The organism is Idiomarina sp. H2, from assembly GCF_004364275.1.
GTDB classification, from domain to species: domain Bacteria; phylum Pseudomonadota; class Gammaproteobacteria; order Enterobacterales; family Alteromonadaceae; genus Idiomarina; species Idiomarina loihiensis.
This window is the reverse complement of sequence record NZ_SNZY01000022.1, coordinates 1-2,278: the sequence shown is the minus strand read 5'-3', so window position 1 is coordinate 2,278 and position 2,278 is coordinate 1. Positions and strand designations below refer to the sequence as shown.

The following is a 2,278-nucleotide window of genomic DNA, read 5'->3' as shown; positions in this document are numbered from 1 at the left end:
GTGTGCCCGGAACTCAGGGCGAACATGGACGTTCAAAGTGAGTCACGAACTGATTTAAAATCTGCTAATACTCTGGCGGGAGCCCGAAGTGTTAGCAGCTATACCCGGTTGTGAGGGTATATGAGTCTGAGCGGCAGTGACTTACCGTATGCTGGTAAGGTGATGTAACCCGCTGACAACGGGGAGTGAGACGAACTCGTTACGTCAAGATGCTCTTCTAGACTGAGCATTGGGCGGATGAAGAACATGAACCAATTAATCCGTGTCTATGGGCTGAAATGTCGCCATCGTCTATACGAGTTAACAGACGATATGATGCAGTTATTTGGCTACATGTAAGGGCTGTATAACCGATTTGAGAGGCAATATTTCAGTGCCCCTCAATGGGGAAGCGCATTATCACAATTCTGCGTGGATGCATCATCACCCTACAGAACGATAGGGCTAAAGATTGCGATTGGCATCCAATCCAATGTGCTTGAGTTTAAATCAGTAAACCGGGGAAGGTCTATTTGGCTGTTAAGGGAGTATGACCCCGATGACAAATAGGCTGGCGGAGCGTCCGTAGTAGTCCGGGACAGGGAAAACCTGTTACATGGCGAAGGGACGCAGCTTAATTGATTTATGTCGGCAAATTAGCTGACCTTAACGGGGTGAAGACCTTTGATAATCAGCGAAATGCAACATAAATTAGCAACATGGACTGAAACAGACAAAACAAGGCGTATTGATCGCCTGTTACGTTTGATCAGTCACCCTGACTGGTTAAGACAGGCAGCGGACATTACTCTTTCGTCTAAAGGTGCCAGAACGCCCGGCGTGGACGGAGTAACCAAATACCATCTACAGGAGAACTTAGGGGATTACTTAACAGCTATCCGTCAGGATCTGCTAACAGGTGACTTTATTCCTTCCCCTGCAAGGCGTATTTATATTCCTAAAGCTAACGGTAAGCAACGCCCTTTAGGTATCCCGACTCTCAGAGATCGTATTGTTCAACGTGCGATGTTAATGGCAATGGAGCCAATCTGGGAAAACGATTTTCATTCGTTATCCTATGGCTTTCGACCAGAGCGAAGCGTTCATCATGCGATCCGAACCGTCAAGTTACAACTTACCGATGGTAATGAAACTCGGGGACGATGGGTAATCGAAGGTGATCTGTCGAGCTATTTCGATACAGTCCATCATCGTTTACTGATGAAAGGTGTGCGCAAACGAATTTCTTGCCACCGCTTTAATCAACTGCTTTGGCGGTTCATTAAGGCCGGTCATGTCGAGAAAAATCTGTTCTGCGCAACACATCAGGGGGTTCCTCAAGGCGGTGTGATTTCACCGCTCCTGTCGAATATCATGCTCAATGAATTCGACTGGTACCTGAACCAGTGTTACCTCAGTAAGAAAGCGAGAAAAGACCGATGGTCCTGGAACGACAGTATCAAACGAGGTCGAAAGCCTGCTATTGAGCAGAACCGGCAATGGAAGCCGGCCGTTGCGTATTGTCGTTATGCCGACGATTTTGTCCTTATCGTTAAAGGTACAAAGCGACAGGCACAGGAAATACGCAATCAATGCAGACGTTTTCTTGAGGACGAACTGAAACTTACGTTGAATATGGAGAAAACCCATATCACTCACGTAAACGACGGTTTTGTCTTTCTTGGGCACAGAGTGATACGTAAACGAGGTCCCCGAGGAACGATGCGAGTCGTATCGACGATACCCAAACGAAAAGCCAATGCATTTACTCATTCATTATGTAAAGAGCTGGCTGGCGATCACAGTTGTAGCGTGATCGACAAAATAGAGAAGCTTAACCAAAAGTTAAAAGGTTGGTCGAGGTTCTACTGCCATACAGACTTTACAGCAATGATTTACAGTAAGGTGGATCGAGCGGTATTCTGGCGATTAGCTTATTGGATGGCTCAGAAGTTTCGTACCAGCATCAAGTCTCTGATGATAAAATTGATCAGGCGACCGGAGGCGGGTAAAGCGAAAACGTGGGTCTATTATGGGCGCAGTAACAATGGAGCTTTGCTTGGACAATCACTTTATCGACTGGTGAGCAGTCCAAAGCTAAGGTTTCGTTGGCGTCTACCTGAATCTAATCCCTACTGTCGGGAGGAGGAGCGCAATACGGTTACCTCTAAATATTCAGATGTTGCGATGGCAGTTAGTCACAATTAAGTGGAGAGCCGTATGCGCTGAAAGGTGCACGTACGGTTCGGTGAGGAGAAGCAGGGAGATAGTGAGACTACGCCCTGCTTCTTACTCTACT

At 46.9% G+C, this 2,278-nt stretch carries 1 protein-coding gene; it reads left to right on the top strand.

Going from position 1 to position 2,278, the window contains the following annotated elements; genetic code table 11:
- The first annotated feature begins 663 nt into the window (after positions 1-663).
- The gene (gene ltrA, locus DET62_RS14365; RefSeq protein WP_110014431.1) at positions 664-2,187 is read left to right on the top strand and encodes a group II intron reverse transcriptase/maturase; all 1,524 of its coding nucleotides are present in this window, start codon (positions 664-666) and stop codon (positions 2,185-2,187) included.
- Positions 2,188-2,278 lie beyond the last annotated feature (91 nt).